Raw genomic sequence first — 20,198 nt, forward strand, 5'->3', positions numbered from 1 at the left:
GACTCAGTTCCGGCCGGCCGCGCCGAAGCGGTTTCCACAATGCGTCGGCCGCTCCTCGATCTTCGCCGCAGTGGAGCGGGTGGACGCGGCGCTGGCGGCTCAGCCCAGGTCTGGCACCTGAGCTTGGGAATCTTGCCCCGAGCCCCGCTAGGGCGTGTCCGACGGGTCGGCACAGTCCCTGCGACTCTCCCGGCTACGCTCGCGCGGGAGCGCCCCGCGGCGCGTGGCCGCGGGGCGCCGTGTGGGGTTTAAGGGGCGCCTTGTGGGGTTTAGTCGACTGACTCCCCGTTGTGCGTACCGCCCACGCAGGGGTTGCCCGGCAAGTCGATCCGGGGCTCTCCGCCGCCCTCCCTGCACTGAGAAGGGGTGACGTAGGATGGAGCACCCTTTGCGGTGGCGGCGGTGGCGGTGGCGGCGCCTGTGAGGCCGAGTCCGGCCAGGGCTGCCGTGGCGATGACGGCGGCGAGGATTCGTCGGATGTGCATTTGGTTCCCCTCTCGCGGATTGCCTCGGTGGGGCACTAGCCAGCTTGAGCTTTGCCCATGTGGATGGCACATCGTGTTGCGCCATTCAGGTGGCATGGCTAGTTCGGCGACCCGTTCCGTGTGCGTGTCGGCTGCCGCGTGACCGCCGGGCGCGGGGGTGCCGTCGGAGCCGGCCAGGACGCGTACGCCCACCCCGAGCCCGGCGCCGCAGTCCGCTCGCGGGGTCGGCACGGTCCAGGGTGGCGTGGCGTGCTGACCAAACCGGCCTGGCCGCTCCTCAAGACCGGCACGGTGGACCTGTTCAAGCCGGTCGTGTTCGGCAAAGACCAGCGGATGCGGGACGTGAGCGTCACGCTCATGTTCGCCGTCGTCGTCGTCGGCTCCATCCCCCGCATGGGCAAGACGTTCCTGATGCGGCTGTTCCTGCTCATTGCCGCCCTCGATCCGCGCTCCGAGCTGCACGCGTTCGACTTCAAGGGCACCGGTGACTTCGGCGCCCTTGAACCGGTCTGCCACCGCTACCGGGCCGGTGAGGAGGACGACGACATCGAATACGTCCTGGACGCACTGCGGGAGCTGAAGGAAGAGCTGCGCCGCCGGGCGAAGGTCATCAAGTCCCTGCCGGGCTCCCGGTGCCCGGAGTCGAAGGTCACCCCGGACCTGGCCAGTGACAAGAGCTTGAAGCTCCACCCGATCGTGGTCGGGTTCGACGAGTGCCAGGTGCCCTTCGAGCACGAGGAGCGCGGCAAGGAGATCGAGGCGATCTGCACCGACCTCGTCAAGCGCGGCCCCGCCCTGGGCATCGTGACCCTGTTCGGCACCCAGCGCCCCGACGCGAAGTCGCTGCCCACCGGCATCAGCGCCAACGCGGTCCTGCGGTTCTGCCTGAAGGTCATGGCCCAGCCCGCGAACGACATGGTCCTCGGCACGTCGATGTACAAGGCCGGATACCGGGCCACGATGTTCTCCCGCTCCGACCGGGGCATGTGCTGGATGGCTGGTGGGGGAGATGACCCCCGCATCGTCGCGTCCGCGTTCGTCGACGCTGTCGCGGCCGAGCAGATCGCCGCACGGGCCCGCACCGCGCGGGAGGAATACGGTGTCGACGGTCGTAATTCCCCACCCTGAACGTCACGTAATGGGCCACCGGGACGGCGGCGTCGCGACCGTCGTGGACATGGGGACGGTGACCGTGCGTCGGCATCCCCAGGGGCCCAGAGGTTCCCGGGCCGCCCGATAGCCAGACCGTCGTTCAGGCTGGTCAGGGCTGTCCAGGGTGGCCGCAAGGCCAGCGCGGAGCGCCGCCGAAGGCGCCCTTGACTGACCGGACCAGCCGCACACTCAGCCGTCGGGCGGCCCGTCACGGCCTCAGCCCAGCTGGGGAATTACGTGAAGCTGATCACGAAGATCGTGGGGAATTACATGACCGCTGACAATGGGCTGGGAGGCAGGCACGTCCTCACGGATGCGCGCGCGGTACCTGCACGTGCCCGACGCCATGCTGAAGGACGTGGCGCAGAAACTCGCGGACGCCATCTGGGGGCCCTCACCGAGCGCCCCTGTGGACAAAGATCAGAACAACGAGGGCTGAGACAACGTCGAAGGGCCCCACCGCGAGGTGGGGCCCTTCGACGTATTGCCCGGTGAGAGCAATGGCGGAGGATACGAGATTCGAACTCGTGAGGGGTTGCCCCCAACACGCTTTCCAAGCGTGCGCCCTAGGCCACTAGGCGAATCCTCCGCCGGGAACATTACATGACGGCGGGGAGTGGTCGCGAACTCGTTCGTGCCCGTGGGATCGGGTACTCTTTGCGCAGCCCCTCACGTGGCGCTATCTGACTGAACTCCCCCAGGGCCGGAAGGCAGCAAGGGTAGGTCGGCTCTGGCGGGTGCGTGGGGGGCGCTTGTGTTTCCGGTGCGCGCCGGGTGCCGGGGGGTCGGGGCGGTCCCCGATGTCAGTGGGCGCCTATAACCTCGTAAGCGTGTCGTCTCTCGCGCTGTACCGCCGTTATCGCCCGGAGTCGTTCGCAGAGGTCATCGGTCAGGAGCATGTCACTGACCCGTTGCAGCAGGCCCTGCGGAACAACCGGGTCAATCACGCGTACCTGTTCAGCGGGCCGCGTGGGTGCGGGAAGACGACCAGCGCGCGGATCCTCGCCCGGTGTCTGAACTGCGAGCAGGGCCCGACGCCCACGCCCTGCGGTGAGTGCCAGTCCTGCCGTGATCTCGCGCGGAACGGTCCCGGGTCCATCGACGTCATCGAGATCGACGCCGCGTCGCACGGTGGTGTCGATGACGCGCGTGACCTGCGTGAGAAGGCGTTCTTCGGGCCCGCGAGCAGCCGGTACAAGATCTACATCATCGATGAGGCCCACATGGTCACGTCGGCCGGGTTCAACGCTCTGCTGAAGGTGGTCGAGGAGCCGCCCGAGCACCTCAAGTTCATCTTCGCCACCACCGAGCCCGAGAAGGTCATCGGGACCATCCGCTCCCGGACCCACCACTACCCCTTCCGGCTCGTACCGCCCGGCACTCTGCGCGACTATCTCGCCGAGGTCTGCGGCAAGGAGGACATCCCCGTCGCGGACGGCGTCCTTCCGCTGGTCGTGCGGTCCGGAGCCGGGTCCGTACGGGACTCGATGTCCGTCATGGACCAGCTCCTCGCGGCGGCCCGCGAGGAGGGCGTGACGTATGCGATGGCGACCTCCCTCCTCGGGTACACGGACGGGTCGCTGCTCGACTCCGTGGTCGACGCCTTTGCCACCGGTGACGGCGCCGCCGCCTTTGAGGTCGTGGACCGCGTCATCGAGGGCGGCAACGACCCGCGCCGGTTCGTCGCCGACCTCCTGGAGCGGCTCCGGGACCTCGTGATCCTCTCCGCCGTGCCCGACGCCGCCGACAAGGGGCTCATCGACGCCCCCGCCGATGTCATCGAGCGGATGAGCGCCCAGGCCGGAGCCTTCGGCGGCGCCGAGCTGAGCCGCGCCGCCGACCTCGTCAACGAGGGGTTGACCGAGATGCGCGGCGCCACCTCGCCCCGGCTCCAGCTTGAGCTGATCTGCGCGCGCGTGCTGCTGCCCGCCGCGTATGAAGACGAGCGGTCGCTGCTGGCCCGCCTCGACCGGTTGGAGCGCGGCGGGCACTTCACGCCCGGGGGAGGCGCGCCCGCGATGGGGTACGTGCCTGGGCCCGGCGCGCACGCACCGGTGGCGCCCGCGATGCCCCCGCCGCCCTCGATGCCGGTGCCGCCCGTGGCGCAGGCCGACCCGGGATCGGGTACGGGTATGGGTGCGAGTACGAGTATGGGTACGGGTGCGGGAGGCGCCGGCACACCGCCCGCGCCCGTCCAGCCCACGGCGCCCGAACCCACGGCACCCGCCACCCCCGAGCGCCGCCCCGGCGGCTGGCCCACCGCCGTCACGGCCGGCGCCGGACGCCCCGCGAGCACGGCACCGCAGGCGGCCCCGGCAGCCGCGTCGACCCCATCGAGCCCATCGAGCCCTTCAACCACCGCCCCCGCCCCCGCACAGCAGCCCCCCGCCCCACCGTCGCCCCCGGCCCAGGGCGGCCTCGACCCCCGCACGCTCTGGCCGAACATCCTGGAGGCCGTGAAGAACCGGCGCCGGTTCACCTGGATCCTGCTGAGCCAGAACGCCCAGGTGGCGGGCTTCGACGGCACCACGCTCCAGCTCGGATTCGTGAACGCGGGGGCGCGGGACAACTTCGGGGGCAGCGGCAGCGAGGAAGTCCTGCGGCAGGCGCTGCGGGAGCAGTTCGGGCTGGACTGGAAGGTCGAGGCGATCGTCGACCCGTCGGGCGGTTCCGCACCACCGCCCGCCGCCGCCAACTTCGGCGGCGCCCCGACCGGTCCGGGATACGGCGGCCCTGGCGCGGGCTCAGCGGGTTCAGGGGGCGCGGCAGGCACAGGCGGCACCGGCTCGGGTTTCGGTAGCGCCCAGACCGCCCCCCGCCCCACCTCGTACCAGCAGTCTCCGGGCGCCTCCCAGCCCCCCGCCCCCCACCAGCAGCACGGGTCCGCCCCCACGGACAGACCGGCCACCGCCACGCCGCGGACCCCGCCCCCGACCGACCGCACCCCCGAACCCCCGCGCGCGGTGGCTCCCGAGGACGACATCCCCGAGGACGACGATCCCGACCTCGACGAATCCGCCCTCTCGGGCCACGACCTGATCGTCCGCGAACTCGGCGCGACGATTGTGGAGGAGTTCACCAACGAATAGCCCCACCGGACGGCCTCAGGCCGGGGTGGGGGCCCAGTCAGGGGGTCGGCGGACGGTCCTGACGGGTGTCCCGTAGTGGATGGCCCCTGGAGTACGGCATCGGCGAGCGTCCGTTGGCGGACGGGCCTGGCGGAGGTTCGCTGGACGGCCTCGGTGGGCGGTTTCCGGCGAGTCGGCGGGTGACCGTGACGAACGCTCCTCGGCGGATGCCCCCGGCAAGCGGGAAATCGACAGCAGCCCCCCGGCACCACCGCCCCGGCACCACCGCCCCGGCACCATCGCCCCGGCACTACCGAGCCCGACACCACCACCCCCGGCGCCACCGCCCACCGCGTAGCGCGCCCGGCGAACGCCCCCGGCAGATCCCCCCGGCAAGCGGGCCATCGAAAGCCGCCCCCTGACCGCTGCCCCGGACCCCCTCCCACCGCCACCCCATATCGGCCCCCCGCCGACCACCCCCACCTCACCCCCCCGCCAACCACCCCCACCGACCCCCCACCCCCCGCCAGCTAGGCTGGCGCCGTGAAGGTCCTCGTCATCGGCGGCGGCGCCCGCGAACACGCCCTGTGCCGCTCACTGTCCCTCGATCCCGACGTCACCGCGCTGCACTGCGCCCCCGGAAACGCGGGCATCGCCGAGGTGGCCGAGTTGCACGCGGTCGACGCGCTCGACGGTGCCGCCGTGGCCGCCCTCGCCGCGCGGCTCGACGCCGAGCTGGTCGTCGTCGGCCCGGAAGCCCCCCTCGTCGCCGGTGTCGCCGACGCCGTACGGGACGTGGGCATCCCCTGCTTCGGCCCCTCCAAGGAGGCCGCCGAACTGGAGGGCTCAAAGGCGTTCGCGAAGGACGTGATGGCCGCGGCCGGCGTGCCTACGGCCCGCAGCTATGTGTGTACGACGCCGGAGGAGGTCGACCACGCGCTGGACGCCTTCGGCACCCCCTACGTCGTCAAGGACGACGGTCTCGCCGCAGGCAAAGGCGTCGTCGTCACCGCCGACATCGAGGCCGCGCGGGCACACGCCAACGCCTGCGACCGGGTCGTCATCGAGGAGTTCCTCGACGGCCCCGAGGTCTCCCTCTTCGCGATCACCGACGGCACCACCGTCGTCCCGCTCCAGCCCGCGCAGGACTTCAAGCGCGCACTCGACGGCGACGAGGGCCCCAACACCGGCGGCATGGGCGCGTACTCCCCGCTGCCGTGGGCCGATCCCAAGCTGGTCGACGAGGTCATGGAGACCGTCCTCCAGCCGACGGTCGACGAGCTGCGCCGCCGCGGTACGCCGTTCTCCGGTCTGCTCTACGCGGGTCTGGCGATCACCTCGCGCGGGGTACGGGTCATCGAGTTCAACGCCCGTTTCGGCGACCCCGAGACCCAGGTCGTCCTCGCCCGGCTGAAGACCCCGCTCGCCGGTCTGCTGCTCGCCGCCGCGCAGGGCACCCTCGAACTCTTCCCGCTGCTGCGCTGGAGCGACGACGCGGCCGTCACGGTGGTGGTCGCCTCGCACAACTACCCCGGTACGCCCCGCACCGGCGACCCCATCGACGGTCTCGCGGACGTCGTGGCCAAGGACGCGCCGGCGGCGTACGTGCTGCACGCCGGGACGAAGCGGGACGGTGACGCGGTCGTCAGCGCGGGCGGCCGGGTGCTGTCCGTGACGGCGACCGGTACCGGTCTCACCCAGGCCCGCGAGCGCGCCTACGCGGCGATCGCCCGGATCCGCCTCGACGGATCCCAGCACCGTACGGACATCGCGGCGAAGGCGGCCACCGAGTCAGCCACCGAGTCAGCCAACGAGTCAGCCAACGAGTCGGTCACCGAATCCTCTTAGCCCGAACTCGCGCGCCCTCGCCTCCCTGAACCGGTCCTATTAGCAGAACTGTCCACAGCCCCACGTCAGCACCTTTGCCCAAAGCCATTCCATCGGGTGACCGATAGCCCAGACGGCTGACGTCGCCCCGCACCCCAACTAAGGTGCGGCGCACAGCGTTCCGGCACTTGGCCCAACGGCATTGCGATGTCAGTGCGGGGTGCCACAGTGGGGGAATGAGCAACGCCATGGGAGTCCGTCGGCGGTGGCTTGGACAGCACGCGCGGGGCGGGCGTGAGAGGAGGGGGTGAGATCCAGTCGTGTCCGGTATGGGTGTGGAGGGCGGAGCGCGATCCCGGGCCCTCGCCGTGCTGCGCGTCCGCAGCAGGGCGCTGGCCGTGGCTCTGCTGCCCGCCGCGGTCGCCGTGGTGCTCCTCGCAGCCGAGGTCACCGGACACATCGGCGGCGCGAGCTGGGGCACGGCGCGCTGGGTCGTCACGGCAGTCGCCGTCGTCGTACTGCTCGCGGCCGGAGCCATCGCGCTCGTCGTCGCGCGCTCCCGCCCGGCCGTCAGCCCCACCGTCCCGATCAGCGAGCGTTCGGCGCCCGATCTGTACCGGATGGTGCGTGACCTCGCCGACCGGCTCGACGTGCCCGCGCCCTCCGCGATAGCGCTCACCCCCGACTGCGACAGCTGGCTGGAGGACCGCACCCACCCGGCCGCCCGGACGCCCACCGACACCGCCACGCCCGCCACCGCCTCGCCGGGCAACGGAATGCGCGTACCGGGCACCGGCGACCGGCCCAGGACCCCCGTCGCGCCGGTCCTCGTCATCGGCTCGCCCTTCCTGTGGTGGATGCGGGTGGCCGAGCTGCGCGCGGTCCTCGCCCCGGTCGTCGCCGGTACGGGACCTTCGGCGCACCCCGACATAGCCGCCGCCCGCCGCTTCGTACGGGGCCTGGACGCGGCCGTCGCCGTCACATCGGCGCCTGGTCGCGGACCCCTGAGCCGTGCGGTGCTCGGCTGGGTCGGCTGGGTCGCCCGGCTGCTGCTGCGGAGCTGCCGGGAGCACGCGGCCGAGATGGAGCGGGGTGTGGCCGCCGCGGCGGCGGAGCGCGCCCAGGCCGTGGACTACGGGGTACGGATCGTCGCCCAGGAACAGGTCGGTCTGGCGTACGCGGGCTGGGACCGGCTGTTGACCAGGGTCGCGCTGCCCGCGTGGCGCATGGGCCGCTGGCCGTCCCGGCTCGACGCGGGTGTGGTCGCCGCGCTGACCGAACTGTCACGGCGCGACCGGCTCGCGGAAGGGTTCGCGTCCCGGCTCGGCGAGCGCCCGGCCTGCGACCTCCTGGAGGAGCCGGGCGCGGTGGACGAGGCGACCTCGCTGCTCGCGGCGCGGCTGTTCCACGGCGGACCGGCCGAGGCGGGGCCCGACTGGGCGCCGATCGACTGGCAGTCGTATCCGGAGGAGGTCGTCGACCGTAAGTGGCGCGCCGACGCGGCCCGGTTGCACCGGGTGCTCGACACCTTGGGCGTACGGGACGCCGGCGACTCGGAATCCCGGGGCACCCCGGGACCCACGCTGGCCCGGGTCATGGAACACCTGGCCCTGGACCCCGCCGAACTCGCCTTGAACCGGCCGCCTGACGTGCCCGAGAACGTCGAGACCACCGAACCCATCATTGAACCCGACGAACCCGACGAACCCGACGAGTCCGAAGGGCACGGTGCCGCGCTGGCCGGTGGACTCAGCGCCGAAATCGCCCGCGAGGAGGCGTCGGCGCCGGCCCGTACGGCGGCCGATCCCGTGCGGGCCGGGCAGGGAGCGGACGAGGTGCTGTGGGACGAGGGCATGCTGCCGCTGTTCCCGCTGCAACCGCCGCGTACGGGACGCGAACTGCTAGCCGACCACGTCACGGCGATGGTCTGCTGCGCCGCCGTGGACACCGCCGGCGCGACCCCGGGCCTCGACTGGCTCGACGGCCCGTCTCTCCTGGTCGACGGAGAACGGGCCGCCGACCTGTCGTCCCGGGTACTCAGCCTCGTGGAACACGGCGACCCGACCCCCCTACGCACCTGGCTCACCAGAATCGGAGCCCGCCCAGAAAAACCGGTCCGCCTGGTCTAACAGGCACCGGCACCCCACCCCCTGACGACCGGCTCACCGGTGTCTCAGGGCCCCCGGATTTCTGGGCGTACCGGCCTCCGCCACTTGGGCCTTCCGGCCTCCCGGCCCCACGGGTCTCCAAGGCTCCTGGTCCCGGTCGGCCCCCACCTCTGCGCCTTCCCGCCTCCCGGGCCTCCCGGCTTTCCGGCCCCCGGCTCCCGCAGCCGGGCCCCGAGGCTCCGGGCCTGTCGGCTCGGGCCTGCGGGCCTCCCGGCGCACCCGGCGCACCCGGGTCTGCCGGGCCTCCCCGGCTCACCGGCTCACCGGCCCACGCGGGTCTCCGGGTCTTCCCTGCCCACCCGGCCCACCAAGTCCCCGGGTCTCCGGCACTCCAGGGCTCCGCCCCCCCCGGGGTGCCTCCGGGCCGTCCGGGTCGTCCGGGCCGTCCCGGGGTGGGGGCCCCTTCGCCCCCCTCCTCAACCAGCGGAGCGTCTTCGTTCACATCAATTCGCGACGAACGGTGACGGAGTGCGTGCGTAATGTGATGTGCTGTGCAAGCGCGGCAGGACGGCACACGGTGATACAGGACGGCACAGGACGACGTATTTCGGGGCGGACGGAAGCTGTGCGGGGGCGCCAGGGAGGGGTGCGGGATGAGGTCGGAGCGGACAGAGCACATCCGGCGCTGGGAGTCGGGCGCACTCGCCCACGCCGTGAACGATCCGTTCGGCCTCGGCCCCCTGCCCTGGCTGCGCGGCAGCGAGCACTACTTCGACGACACCGGACACGTCGTCCCCTGGTACGTGGACCACGCTCCGGCACCCGGCGCCGCCGGCATCCCGCAGCCCCGCGTGGCGACCAGACCGGCGACCGGTCTGCGGGGCGCCGACGACGTGCACCGGCAGATCAAGGGCTTCGCGTCGACCGGCGGCGCCGCACCCGGCGAGTCGATCGACTTCCATGTGACCGTCAACCCACCGCAGCAGTTCAGCGTCGACATCTACCGCATCGGACACTACGCGGGCGACGGCGCCGCCAAGATCACCACCAGCCCCCGCCTCTCCGGCATCGTCCAGCCGACCCCGCTCGCCGCCGACCGCACGGTCTCCTGTCACCACTGGTGGCTGTCCTGGCGGTTGCAGATCCCGAGCTTCTGGAGCGTCGGCGCGTATGTCGCGGTCCTCACGACGCCCGACGGATACCGCTCGCACATCCCGTTCACGGTCCGCGACGACGAGCCGGCCGACCTGTTGCTGATCTTGCCGGACATCACCTGGCAGGCGTACAACCTCTACCCGGAGGACGGCCGGACCGGCGCGAGTCTCTACCACGCGTGGGACGAGGAGGGCCGGCTCGTCGGCGAGGAGGACGCGGCGATGACGGTCTCCTTCGACCGCCCCTACGCCGGCGCGGGCCTACCCCTGCACGTGGGCCACGCGTACGACTTCATCCGCTGGGCCGAGCGCTACGGCTACGACCTCGCGTACGCGGACACCCGCGACCTGCACGCCGGCCGCGTCGACCCCACCCGGTACCGGGGCCTGGTCTTCCCGGGACACGACGAGTACTGGTCGGTGAACATGCGCCGCGCCGCCGAGCAGGCCCGTGACCACGGCACCTCACTCGTGTTCCTGTCGGCGAACACCATGTACTGGCAGGTCGAGTTGGCGCCCGCGCCCTCCGGCGTACCGGACCGGCTGCTCACCTGCCGCAAACGGCGCGGACCCGGCCGCTCGGCCCTGTGGCGGGAGATCGACCGGCCGGAACAGCAGCTCATGGGCATCCAGTACGCGGGCCGGGTCCCGGAACCGCAGCCGCTGATCGTGCGCAACGCGGACCACTGGCTGTGGGACGCGACCGGGGCGCACGAGGGCGACGAACTCGCCGGCATGGTCGCGGGCGAGGCCGACCGGTACTTCCCGCGAACCGCGCTGCCGGAACACCAGCGCCGCATCCTGCTCGCGCACTCCCCGTACCGCGACGCGGAAGGCGCCCGGCGCCACCAGGAGACCTCGCTGTACCGGGCGCCGTCGGGCGCGCTGGTGTTCGCGTCGGGCACCTTCGCCTGGTCGCCCGCGCTTGACCGCCCCGGCCATGTCGACACGCGCGTACAGCGGGCGACGGCGAACCTGTTGGACCGCATCTGCAAGCGGGACTGACCCCCGGCCGACCCGCACTCCTGCGGACCCCTGACCAAGACCGTTCCCCGCATACGGGAGAATCAAGGGCACTCGTACAGAACCACGGGGAGGAACCGTGTCCGGATTCGTTGAAAAGCCCGAGCCCCTTCAGGTTCCGGGCCTGGTGCATCTGCACACCGGCAAGGTGCGCGACCTGTACCAGAACGAGGCGGGCGACCTCGTGATGGTCGCCAGTGACCGTATTTCCGCCTATGACTGGGTGCTGCCGACCGAGATCCCCGACAAGGGCCGGGTCCTCACACGACTGTCGCTCTGGTGGTTCGAGCACCTCGCGCATCTCGCGCCCAACCACGTCCTGAGCACCGACCTCCCGGCGGGCGCCCCCGCCGACTGGGCGGACCGGACCCTCATCTGCAAGCCGCTGCGGATGCTGCCGGTGGAGTGCGTCGCACGCGGCTATCTCGCGGGCTCCGGACTCAAGGAGTACGAGGAGTCCCGTACGGTCTGCGGTCTGGCGCTGCCCGAAGGTCTCTCGGACGGCTCCGAGCTGCCGGCACCGATCTTCACGCCGGCGACGAAGGCGGCGGTCGGCGAGCACGACGAGAACGTGGCGTACGAGGAAGTGGCCCGGCAGGTCGGCGCGGAGACCGCCGCGCAGCTGCGCCAGACGACACTCGCGGTGTACGGGCAGGCCCGGGACATCGCGCGGGACCGGGGGATCATCCTCGCGGACACCAAGTTCGAGTTCGGCTTCGACGGTGAGGTGCTGACCCTCGCGGACGAGGTGCTGACCCCGGACTCGTCGCGGTTCTGGCCGGCCGAGACCTGGCAGCCGGGCCACCCGCAGCCGTCGTTCGACAAGCAGTTCGTACGGGACTGGCTGACGTCACCGGCGGCCCACTGGGACCGCCACGGCGAGCAGCCGCCCCCGCCGCTGCCGCCGGAGACCGTGGAGGCGACCCGCGCGAAGTACGTGGAGGCGTACGAGCGGTTGACGGGCACCAGTTGGTCCTGAGCGGTTCTGAGCACCGACACGAAGAAGCCCCGGTCGTGGTGACCGGGGCTTCTGTCGAGAGCGGACGACGAGGTTCGAACTCGCGACCTCAACCTTGGCAAGGTTGCGCTCTACCAGCTGAGCTACGTCCGCATGCGCCGAAGCGCGTCGCCCACTATACCCAACCCCGCTCCCGCGCGAGCCGCACCGCCGCATGACGGTTCTCGGCCCCCATTTTGGACGCGGCCGACGACAGATAGTTGCGTACGGTGCCCTGGGAGAGGGCGGCGCGTTCGGCGATCTCCGCGACGGGGGCGCCGTCGGCGGCCAGCTCAAGCACCTCGGCCTCGCGGGCGGTGAGCGGTGAGTCGCCGGCCGCGATGGCGTCGGCGGCCAACTCCGGGTCCACGTAACGGCTGCCGGCGTGGATGGTGCGGATGATCTCGGCGAGGCGCTGGGCGCTGACCGTCTTGGGTACGAAGCCGCGGACGCCTGCGGCGAGGGCGCGTTTGAGGTGGCCGGGGCGGCCGTGGCTGGTGACGATCAGGACCCGGCAGGTGGGGAGTTCGGCACGGAGCGATGTGGCGACGCTCACACCGTCGGCGCCGGGCATCTGAAGATCGAGGACCGCGACGTCCGGGGTGTGGGCACGTGCCATGGCGAGGGCCTCGGTCCCGGACCCGGCCTGCGCGACGACGACCAGGTCGTCCTCCAGCGCGAGAAGAGCGGCAAGGGCACCTCGAATGAGGTGCTCGTCATCGGCGAGCAGCACCCTGACCGGCACCATAATCATCGGGACTCCCCGGTTTCCCTATGCGCGGCTTGCGGCTCCGCCGCCTGCGTTGTGGGCAGGTGTTCCGCAGGGCGGAACGGGTGGGCACGACGCCCAAGTTCCGGGTGCCCGCCCACTTCCCGGTCGGCAATTCCCCCACCGCCGGAGGCAACCGGTACCTCAGCCACCACCCGAAACACTCGCCCCTCCGCCCCCGCGGTCAAGGTTCCCCCCACTCCCCCCAACCGTTCCCGAAGCCCCGCCAACCCGGTCCCTCCGCTGGAGCGGGCCCCCGCGAGGGGGACTCCATCGCTCTCCACGGTCAGCCGCACCACACCCCCCACCTCCTCCAACGCCACGGCACAGCGACTGGCGTCCCCGTGCCGCAGCACATTCGTCGTCGTCTCGCGCACCACCCAGGCAAGGGTCGACTGGACGGCCGGCGGCAGACCGGTCGCCGTACCGGTGAACTCGCAGACGATCCCGGCGGCGGTCAGAACGCTTTGGGCCCCGGCGAGTTCGGAGGCGAGGTCCGCCTCGCGGTAGCCGCGTACGACCTCCCGTACCTCCCGCTGGGACTCCCGCGCGATGCGTTGCACTTCGATCATCTGCTCCTCGGCCTCGGGCCGTTCGCGGCGGGTGAGTTGCACGGCGAGTTCGCTCTTGAGGGCGATGACGGCGAGGTTGCGGCCGATGATGTCGTGCAGGTCCCGTCCGAAGCGGAGCCGTTCCTCGGCGACGGCGAGCCGGGCGCGGGTCTCGCGGGCGTCGTCGAGTTCGTAGACGGCGTTGAGCAGCCAGACGGAGAAGCCGGCCGTGGCGGTGAGGGCGCCGCAGCTGAGGAACGCCCCGAAGACGGTGGCGAGCGCGAGGACGACGTTGCCCGTGAAGCCGAGCACGACGGCCCCGGCGCCCACGGCCGCGCCGCAGACCAGCGCGAACATGCGCCGTTTGGTACGGATCACGAGGGCGATGGTGCCGGCGCCGAAGGAGAGGACGCCGATATAGAGGGTCAGGACGGTCGCGAACCGGCCCGGGTCCTCGCTGCCGTCATACGCGAGGGCGAAGGCGCTGACGGCCATGACGGCGGTGACCGCGCCGAGCACGGCGACCGCGCGTCGGGGGATGCCACGGGTGCCCCGGGTCCAGTCGAGGGCCCGGGACGCGGTGATCCCGGAGAGCACGGCGTGCGCGCACACCATCAGGAACAGCCAGCCCGCGCGGGGCTGCGGCACGCTCCCGAAGGGCGCGATACCGAGCGTGAAGATCTCGATCGTCGCGAAGAAGTGGAACGACCAGCGGGTGTAGGTCTCGACCTTCTGCGGGGTGGTCTTACGCCGCCACCACAGGCCCGGTTTCCGCATGCCGCTCCTCTCTTGCTCAGTTCTTCCTCAGTGCCGCGGCTCCCAGCGGAACCACCGACGTACAGCAAACACGGCGAGGACGATCCAGGCCAGCGCGATCAGCGCGGCGCGGAGCAGGTCGCCATTGGAGAGGTCCCCGGTCCAGCCGCCGCGCAGCAGGGTTGTCACGGGGGTGAGCGGCAGCAGCTCGCAGAAGGTGGCGAGCCGGTCGGGGAGCACTTCGAGGGGGATGAGCATGCCGGAGCCGAGCATGGAGACGAAGATCAGCGGCAGGGCGGTGACCTGGGCGCTTTCGCTGGTGCGGCTGAAGCTCGCGGTGACGGCGGCGAGCGCGGCGCACAGGACGAGTCCGGCGAGCAGTCCGAGTACGGCGTACTGGGGGGCCTGCGGGGCGCCCACGTCAAGGACGATGGCGCAGCCGACGGCGAGGAGTACGGACTGGCCGAGGCCGATGCAGAGCGAGGGCAGGGCGGCTCCGGCGAGGATCTCGGTGTCGCGGAGTTCGCCGGTGCGCAGCCGCTTGAGGACGAGTTCCTCGCGGCGGGCGACGAAGACGGCGGTGAGGGCGGAGTAGACGGCGAAGAGCAGCGAGAAGCCGATCGCGCCGGGCAGCAGGACGTCGCCGACGGAGAGCCCGGAGCCGGCGAGGTCCATGTCCTTGGTGGCGGAGCGGGCGCTGAACGGCAGGACCAGCGGGACGAAGAGCGCGGCGAAGAGGGTGCCCTTGCTGCGCCCGAGGAGGAGGAGTTCGGCGCGCGCGAGCGCGAGCATCCGCCCGGTGGCGGTGGTCGCCGGGCCACCCTCGGTGAGGGGGGTGTGGGTGTGCGTGGGGGTGGTGGTGCTCACAGCGCCGGCTCCTTCATGGGGTCCTGTGCCTGACCGTTCTGTGCCTGACCGTCCTGGCCGCCCTGACCGGGGGCGCTTCGGTCCTCGGCTTCCCGCGCGATCCGCAGGAACGCCTCCTCCAGGGACGCGGAGCGTACGTCGAGTCCGCGCAGCTCGATCCGTTCCCGTTCGGCCCAGAGGAGGAGCCGGGTCGCGGCCCGCTGGAGTTCACCGGTCAGCAGCCGTACGGTGCGGCCTTCCATTTCGTGGCCGCTGACGCCGAGTTCGCCCAGGGGCGGGAGATCGCCGACGAAGTAGCCGTCGGGGAGCTGGAAGGAGATGTGCGAGGGCTGCGCGGCGACGACGTCGGAGACGGTGCCCTCGGCGGCGATGGTGCCCTCGTGGAGGATCGCGAGCCGGTCGGCGAGGTCTTGGGCCTCTTCGAGGTAGTGCGTGGTGAGCAGCACGGTGGTGCCCTGGTCACGCAGTTCGCGGACCAACTCCCAGGTGGCGTGGCGCCCTTCGGCGTCGAGTCCGGTGGTGGGCTCGTCGAGGAACAGCACCTCGGGGCGGCCGAGGAGGGCGAGCGCCAGGTCGAGGCGGCGCCGCTCACCGCCGGACAGCTGCTTGACGCGGACGCCGGTGCGCCGTTCGAGGCCGACGAGTGCGAGGGCCTCCTTCGGGGGCCTGGCGCCGCTGGTGCAGCCGGCCCACATACGGGCGGTCTCGCCGACGGTGAGTTCGGAGGGGAAGCCGCCTTCCTGGAGCATGACGCCGATGCGGTGGCGTACGGCGGCGCGCTCGGTGAAGGGGTTGTGGCCGAGTACTCGGACCTGGCCGCCGGCGGGTGCGGCGAGTCCTTCCAGGATTTCGAGGGTGGACGTCTTTCCGGCGCCGTTGGTCCCGAGCAGGGCGAACAGCTCACCTCGGCCCACGGAGAAGGAGACGCCGCGTACCGCTTCGAATCCGCCCCCGTACACCCGCCGCAGCTCGGTGACGTCGATCACGCGCTCGTCGATGTCGGTAGTCATGTGTCGAGCTTCCCCGGGCGCGGGGCGTGAGAGCAGTGCGGCGTGTCACCGGCCCGCATGACAAATGTCAGACGCGGCGGACAGGAGATACGAAAAAGCCCCGGTCGTGATGACCGGGGCCTTTGTCACGAGCGGACGACGAGGTTCGAACTCGCGACCTCAACCTTGGCAAGGTTGCGCTCTACCAGCTGAGCTACGTCCGCATTGCCTCCGACCGGCTTTCACCGATCGGCGCGAGCACCACCTTACCTGATCCACTTTCATGGTCGGTAAGAGGCGCGGAGCGGGTGACAGGGATCGCACACTGCGCCTTCCCCCTGGAAGGGGGATGTTCTACTACTGAACTACACCCGCACGCCTCCGTGAGGTGGGCTTTTCCGGCCCCGCCCCTCGGCGTGCTCCAGACTCTAGCTGATCAGCCGGGGTGCAACGCAAGTCGGCTGCTCCGTCAGGCGGATGGGCTCAGTTCGCGGCGTCGAATGCCTCGTACACCCGCTTGGGAATCCGGCCGCGCGGCGGTACGTCCATCTTGTGCGAGCGGGCCCAGGCGCGGACGGCGGACGGGTCGGGGCTCACGGCGGTGTGCTTGAAGATCCGGGCGGTCTTGCCGGCCTTCGCCTTGCGGCCCGCGTTCACGTAGGGCGCGAGGGCCTTACGCAGTTTCTTGGCATTGGCTGGATTGAGGTCGATCTCGTACGACTTGCCGTCAAGGCCGAAGGCGATCGTTTCCGCCGCTGTTCCGCCGTCGATGTCGTCAGAGAGAGTGACCACGACACGCTGCGCCACGAATATCGGTCCCTTCGTGCGACATCTCGCCCTTGACGTGCGGTGATGTCGACTGTCCGGCTGGTGAGCCAAAGTATCGGCTATTGCCATTTCCTTTGTACAGTGCCTGGCAATGAATTGTGAAGCCCCGTTAAATCCGTCCGCGTGTCCGGTGCATTGCGGATCCGCGATTTTTCCCAGGATTTTCCGTGAAGACGACCTGCGGACTCTGGACGAGTGCGGGCGGGGGTGATGGCGGTCACGTGGGAACCTACGAATCTACGCGAGTAGAAATTTCGGCCCGGTAGTCTGAACGAACCAGCTCAGCACCACACACCGGGAGTGCCAGTGGCACGCGTCGTAGTCGACGTCATGCTCAAGCCGGAGATCCTCGACCCCCAGGGCCAGGCGGTGCAGCGGGCACTGCCGCGCCTGGGCTTCGAGGGGATCGCCGACGTACGTCAGGGAAAGCGCTTCGAACTTGAGGTCGACGGGCCGGTCGATGACGCGACCCTCACCCGTATTCACGAGATGGCGGAGACGTTCCTCGCCAACACCGTGATCGAGGACTTCGTCGTAAAGGTCGAGGAGTCGAAGTGACAGCTCGTATCGGAGTCGTCACCTTCCCCGGCACGCTCGACGACCGCGACACCCAGCGCGCCGTCCGGGTCGCCGGTGCGGAAGCGGTCCCGCTCTGGCATCGGGACAAGGATCTGAAGCAGGTCGACGCCGTGGTTCTGCCCGGCGGATTCTCGTACGGCGACTATCTGCGGGCCGGTGCCATCTCCCGGTTCTCGCCGGTCATGGAAACGATCATCGAGCAGGCGAAGGCCGGAATGCCGGTACTGGGGATCTGCAACGGTTTCCAGGTGCTCACCGAGACGCATCTCCTGCCCGGCGCGATGCTGCGCAACAACCATCTCCACTTCATCTGCCGGGACCAGAAGCTCCGCGTCGAGACGGCCGCCACCGCCTGGACCGCCGACTACACGGCCGGGCAGGAGATCTCGATCCCGCTCAAGAACATCGACGGCCGCTATGTCGCCGACGAGCGGGTCCTGGACGAGTTGGAGGCGGAGGGCCGTGTCGCCTTCCGCTATCTGGACGTGAATCCGAACGGTTCGCTGCGTGACATCGCCGGCATCACCAACACCGCGGGCAATGTCGTCGGCCTCATGCCGCACCCCGAGCACGCGGTCGAGCCGCTGATCGGCACGGGCCGCACCGACGGCCTCGGATTCTTCACCTCGATCCTCAAGAACCTCGTGGCGAAGGGAGCGGCGGTATGACGCTGGACACGGTCAAGCACGCCACCGGTACCCCGGAGGTCGCCCTCCCCTGGCGGGACCTGGGCCTCAAGGAGGACGAGTACGCGCGTATCCGCGAGATCCTCGGCCGCCGCCCGACCGGCGCCGAACTCGCCATGTACTCGGTGATGTGGTCGGAGCACTGCTCGTACAAGAGCAGCAAGGTGCATCTGCGGCAGTTCGGTGAGAAGGCCCCCGACAACGATGCGATGCTCGTCGGGATCGGCGAGAACGCGGGCGTGGTCGACGTCGGCCAGGGCTACGCCGTCACCTTCAAGGTGGAGTCGCACAACCACCCCTCCTACATCGAGCCCTACCAGGGCGCCGCCACCGGCGTCGGCGGCATCGTCCGCGACATCCTCGCGATGGGCGCGCGGCCGGTCGCCGTGATGGACCCGCTGCGGTTCGGCGCGGCCGAGCACCCCGACACCAAGCGGGTGCTGCCCGGAGTCGTCGCGGGCATCGGCGGCTACGGCAACTGCCTGGGCCTGCCGAACATCGGCGGCGAGGTCGTCTTCGATGACTGCTACCAGGGAAACCCGCTGGTCAACGCCCTGTGCGTGGGCGTGATGAAGCACGAGGACATCCACCTCGCGAAGGCGTCGGGCGCGGGCAACAAGGTCATCCTGTACGGGGCGCGGACCGGCGGTGACGGCATCGGCGGTGTGTCCGTGCTCGCGTCCGAGACCTTCGACGCCACCGGGCCCTCGCGGCGCCCGGCCGTGCAGGTCGGCGACCCGTTCCAGGAGAAGCTGCTCATCGAGTGCACCCTGGAGATCTTCGGCGAGAAGCTGGTCGACGGCATCCAGGACCTCGGCGGCGCCGGTCTGTCCTGCGCGACCAGTGAGCTGGCGAGCGCCGGCTCCGGCGGGATGCGGGTCGAGCTGGACACCGTGCCGCTGCGTGACGCGACGCTCTCGCCCGAGGAGATCCTCATGAGCGAGTCGCAGGAGCGCATGTGCGCGATTGTCGAGCCCGGCAAGGTCGACCGGTTCCTGGAGATCTGCGAGAAGTGGGACGTCATCGCGACCGTCATCGGTGAGGTGACGGACGGCGAGCGCCTGGAGATCTACTGGCACGGCGAGCAGATCGTCGACGTACCGCCGCGGACCGTGGCCCACGAGGGTCCGGTGTACGAGCGGCCGTTCGCGCGCCCCGACTGGCAGGACACCCTCCAGGCCGACGACGCGAACAAGCTGCCCCGCCCGAAGACGGCGGACGAGCTGAGGTCGCAGGTCCTGAAGCTGGTGGCGTCGCCGAACCAGGCGTCGAAGGCGTGGATCACGGACCAGTACGACCGTTTCGTGCAGGGCAACACGATCCTCGCCCAGCCCGAGGACTCCGGCATGATCCGCATCGACGAGGACACCAACCTCGGCGTCGCGGTCGCCACGGACGGCAACGGCCGGTACGCGAAGCTCGACCCTTACGCGGGTGCGCAGCTCGCGCTGGCGGAGGCGTACCGGAATGTGGCGACGAGCGGTGCGAAGCCGTTGGCCGTGTCGGACTGCCTGAACTTCGGCTCGCCCGAGGACCCGGCGGTCATGTGGCAGTTCGCGGAGGCCACGCGCGGACTCGCGGACGCCTGCCAGGTACTCGGCACGCCGGTCACGGGCGGCAATGTGTCGCTGTACAACCAGACCGGTGAGACGGCGATCCACCCGACGCCCGTGGTCGCGGTCCTCGGCGTCATCGATGACGTCACGCGCCGTACGCCGGTCGCCTTCCGCGAGGAGGGCCAACTGCTCTACCTGCTCGGCGACACACGTGAGGAGTTCGGCGGTTCGGCCTGGTCACAGGTGGTGCACGAGCACCTGGGCGGGCTGCCGCCGGTGGTCGACCTGGAGCGGGAGCGGCTGCTCGCCGAGATCCTGATCTCCGCGTCCCGCGACGGCATGGTCGACGCGGCGCACGACCTGTCCGACGGCGGTCTGATCCAGGCGGTCACGGAGTCGTGTCTGCGCGGCGGGAAGGGTGCCCGGCTGGTCCTACCGGACGGTCTGGACGCCTTCACCTTCCTGTTCTCGGAGTCGGCCGGCCGCGCGGTCGTGGCGGTGCCGCGCTCGGAGGAGCTCCGGTTCAACGACATGTGCGGGGCGCGCGGGCTGCCCGTGACCCGGATCGGTGTCGTGGACGGTGACGCGATCGAGGTACAGGGCGAGTTCGCGCTGTCGCTGGCGGAGCTGCGGGAGGCGCACGGGGCGACGATTCCGGGGCTGCTGGCCTGACCGGAACCACCTGACGACGGAGCCCCTGTCCCGCCTCCTTGGGTTCTAGTAGTCGTCGCAACACCCCAGCTCAGGGGATGCGATGGACTTCGAGATCCGGAAGGTCCGTAAGGCTCACGGGCCGATGAAGT

15 protein-coding genes, 4 tRNA genes, 1 other RNA gene and 1 pseudogene are annotated in these 20,198 nt (G+C 70.8%); 11 read left to right on the forward strand and 10 right to left on the reverse strand.

Annotated features, from left to right (window positions below; genetic code table 11):
* Nucleotides 1–269: 269 nt before the first annotated feature.
* The gene (locus tag ACFVT5_RS28435; RefSeq protein WP_389893837.1) at nucleotides 270–485 is read right to left on the reverse strand and encodes a hypothetical protein; all 216 of its coding nucleotides are present in this window, start codon (nucleotides 483–485) and stop codon (nucleotides 270–272) included.
* A 255-nt stretch (nucleotides 486–740) separates the two neighbouring features.
* On the opposite strand from ACFVT5_RS28435, the pseudogene ACFVT5_RS28440 reads away from it, so the two are divergent.
* A pseudogene (locus ACFVT5_RS28440) lies at nucleotides 741–1,586 on the forward strand (cell division protein FtsK); the annotation flags it as partial.
* A 364-nt stretch (nucleotides 1,587–1,950) separates the two neighbouring features.
* On the forward strand, nucleotides 1,951–2,076 hold the full coding sequence (locus ACFVT5_RS28445) for a hypothetical protein (RefSeq protein WP_383759832.1): 126 nt from the start codon (nucleotides 1,951–1,953) through the stop codon (nucleotides 2,074–2,076).
* A 62-nt stretch (nucleotides 2,077–2,138) separates the two neighbouring features.
* Here ACFVT5_RS28445 and ACFVT5_RS28450 read toward each other — a convergent pair.
* Nucleotides 2,139–2,226 (reverse strand) — tRNA-Ser (locus ACFVT5_RS28450).
* A gap of 71 nt (nucleotides 2,227–2,297) precedes the next feature.
* Here ACFVT5_RS28450 and ffs point away from each other — a divergent pair.
* The 6 genes from ffs to ACFVT5_RS28480 all read left to right on the forward strand — a co-directional run bounded on the left by ffs (nucleotide 2,298) and on the right by ACFVT5_RS28480 (nucleotide 11,796).
* Nucleotides 2,298–2,396: signal recognition particle sRNA small type (ffs, locus tag ACFVT5_RS28455), an RNA gene on the forward strand.
* A gap of 71 nt (nucleotides 2,397–2,467) precedes the next feature.
* Nucleotides 2,468–4,726: a DNA polymerase III subunit gamma and tau gene (locus tag ACFVT5_RS28460; protein ID WP_389893839.1), complete on the forward strand. Its 2,259-nt coding sequence runs from the start codon at nucleotides 2,468–2,470 to the stop codon at nucleotides 4,724–4,726.
* A gap of 522 nt (nucleotides 4,727–5,248) precedes the next feature.
* Nucleotides 5,249–6,553 (forward strand): phosphoribosylamine--glycine ligase, encoded by a 1,305-nt coding sequence (purD, locus tag ACFVT5_RS28465; RefSeq protein ID WP_389893841.1) that lies wholly within the window; start codon nucleotides 5,249–5,251, stop codon nucleotides 6,551–6,553.
* A 308-nt stretch (nucleotides 6,554–6,861) separates the two neighbouring features.
* Nucleotides 6,862–8,661, forward strand: coding sequence for a hypothetical protein (locus ACFVT5_RS28470; RefSeq protein WP_389893911.1), 1,800 nt, complete (start codon nucleotides 6,862–6,864; stop codon nucleotides 8,659–8,661).
* A 632-nt stretch (nucleotides 8,662–9,293) separates the two neighbouring features.
* Nucleotides 9,294–10,799, forward strand: coding sequence for a N,N-dimethylformamidase beta subunit family domain-containing protein (locus tag ACFVT5_RS28475; RefSeq protein ID WP_389893843.1), 1,506 nt, complete (start codon nucleotides 9,294–9,296; stop codon nucleotides 10,797–10,799).
* 97 nt (nucleotides 10,800–10,896) lie between these two features.
* The gene (locus ACFVT5_RS28480; RefSeq protein ID WP_389893845.1) at nucleotides 10,897–11,796 is read left to right on the forward strand and encodes a phosphoribosylaminoimidazolesuccinocarboxamide synthase; all 900 of its coding nucleotides are present in this window, start codon (nucleotides 10,897–10,899) and stop codon (nucleotides 11,794–11,796) included.
* A 59-nt stretch (nucleotides 11,797–11,855) separates the two neighbouring features.
* Here the strand turns inward: ACFVT5_RS28480 and ACFVT5_RS28485 are convergent.
* The 8 genes from ACFVT5_RS28485 to ACFVT5_RS28520 all read right to left on the reverse strand — a co-directional run bounded on the left by ACFVT5_RS28485 (nucleotide 11,856) and on the right by ACFVT5_RS28520 (nucleotide 16,553).
* A tRNA-Gly gene (locus ACFVT5_RS28485) sits at nucleotides 11,856–11,928 on the reverse strand.
* Nucleotides 11,929–11,950: 22 nt separating this feature from the next.
* Nucleotides 11,951–12,568, reverse strand: a complete 618-nt coding sequence (locus ACFVT5_RS28490) for a response regulator (protein ID WP_389893847.1) — start codon at nucleotides 12,566–12,568, stop codon at nucleotides 11,951–11,953.
* The gene (locus ACFVT5_RS28495; RefSeq protein ID WP_389893849.1) at nucleotides 12,565–13,911 is read right to left on the reverse strand and encodes a sensor histidine kinase; all 1,347 of its coding nucleotides are present in this window, start codon (nucleotides 13,909–13,911) and stop codon (nucleotides 12,565–12,567) included. Before ACFVT5_RS28495 ends, ACFVT5_RS28490 begins: the two co-directional genes overlap by 4 nt.
* A gap of 27 nt (nucleotides 13,912–13,938) precedes the next feature.
* Nucleotides 13,939–14,682 (reverse strand): ABC transporter permease, encoded by a 744-nt coding sequence (locus ACFVT5_RS28500; protein WP_389893913.1) that lies wholly within the window; start codon nucleotides 14,680–14,682, stop codon nucleotides 13,939–13,941.
* Between the two features lie 71 nt (nucleotides 14,683–14,753).
* Nucleotides 14,754–15,767 carry an ABC transporter ATP-binding protein gene (locus tag ACFVT5_RS28505; protein ID WP_389893851.1) on the reverse strand — a complete coding sequence of 338 codons (1,014 nt, stop codon included), beginning with the start codon at nucleotides 15,765–15,767 and terminating at the stop codon, nucleotides 14,754–14,756.
* Between the two features lie 130 nt (nucleotides 15,768–15,897).
* Nucleotides 15,898–15,970, reverse strand: a tRNA-Gly gene (locus ACFVT5_RS28510).
* A 79-nt stretch (nucleotides 15,971–16,049) separates the two neighbouring features.
* Nucleotides 16,050–16,121: transfer RNA gene (locus tag ACFVT5_RS28515), tRNA-Gly, on the reverse strand.
* Nucleotides 16,122–16,229: 108 nt separating this feature from the next.
* Entirely contained in the window at nucleotides 16,230–16,553 is a 324-nt protein-coding gene (locus tag ACFVT5_RS28520) for an Lsr2 family protein (protein ID WP_389893853.1), read from the reverse strand.
* Nucleotides 16,554–16,880: 327 nt separating this feature from the next.
* On the opposite strand from ACFVT5_RS28520, the gene purS reads away from it, so the two are divergent.
* Genes purS through purL form a run of 3 tightly spaced genes read left to right on the forward strand, consistent with a single transcriptional unit; the run spans nucleotide 16,881 to nucleotide 20,067 of the window.
* Entirely contained in the window at nucleotides 16,881–17,132 is a 252-nt protein-coding gene (gene purS / locus ACFVT5_RS28525; RefSeq protein WP_389893855.1) for a phosphoribosylformylglycinamidine synthase subunit PurS, read from the forward strand.
* On the forward strand, nucleotides 17,129–17,821 hold the full coding sequence (purQ, locus tag ACFVT5_RS28530; protein ID WP_389893857.1) for a phosphoribosylformylglycinamidine synthase subunit PurQ: 693 nt from the start codon (nucleotides 17,129–17,131) through the stop codon (nucleotides 17,819–17,821). Before purS ends, purQ begins: the two co-directional genes overlap by 4 nt.
* Nucleotides 17,818–20,067 (forward strand): phosphoribosylformylglycinamidine synthase subunit PurL, encoded by a 2,250-nt coding sequence (gene purL / locus ACFVT5_RS28535; RefSeq protein ID WP_389893859.1) that lies wholly within the window; start codon nucleotides 17,818–17,820, stop codon nucleotides 20,065–20,067. Before purQ ends, purL begins: the two co-directional genes overlap by 4 nt.
* Nucleotides 20,068–20,198 lie beyond the last annotated feature (131 nt).

Source organism: Streptomyces sp. NPDC058001, assembly GCF_042886315.1.
Lineage (GTDB): Bacteria > Actinomycetota > Actinomycetes > Streptomycetales > Streptomycetaceae > Streptomyces.